Source organism: Cyanobium sp. NIVA-CYA 375 (assembly GCF_056108345.1).
Genome location: NZ_JBSYHW010000380.1, coordinates 1 through 610 on the forward strand (window position 1 = coordinate 1; position 610 = coordinate 610).

Here is a 610-nt window from a genome sequence, read left to right on the forward strand (position 1 = left end):
CCGCGCTCCTCGCTGTCGAAAACCGACTGTTCCGCTTGCTCGGCAGGGCTTCCGGGCTCCGCTGATTTCAGGCCGATCAAACAATAGAAGCGCAACGCCAGCACGCCGTTGGCATCTTCGATGATCTCGTTGATGATGACACCCTCGCGCGGCCCGCGAATCTGATGAAATGACACCTTCGACTGTGGCACGAATGAGACGAACTCGCAGATGAGATCGCCCATAATCTGCGCTTCCCGCATGATGTAATCGGGCCCTTCAAGCGTCACATCGCATGCAGTACATGCGCCTGTAGGAAGGAACAGCCGGGCATCCCGCGCCTTGAGTTCGAGACCGCGCCAGACCTGCGCTTTCGAGAGCGGCATCTCGCCAGGCGGATTCACCGGCACGGTTGCAGTGGAATATATCATGGTTCTTCTCCGGCATGAGCCATTTTACTGGCGCGGGGGAATCGATACGCGAAGGCCTTCAAGCTCGGATGAGACAATGATCTGGCAGCTCAGGCGGCTGGAACTTGTTCGTTCGGCCGTCACTTCGTCCAACATGTCTTCCTCGTCTTCCAGAACTCCCGGAACCCGATCCGTCCACGCCGCATCAATGTAGCAATGGC

The 610-nt window shown here is 58.0% G+C and carries 1 protein-coding gene; it reads right to left on the minus strand.

From position 1 onward, the window contains the following. Positions 1 to 410 (minus strand): AtaL-like protein (locus AC01FP_RS18690; protein WP_474482401.1); only part of this gene is annotated, 410 nt, incomplete at its 3' end. Between the last annotated feature and the right edge of the window lie 200 nt (positions 411 to 610).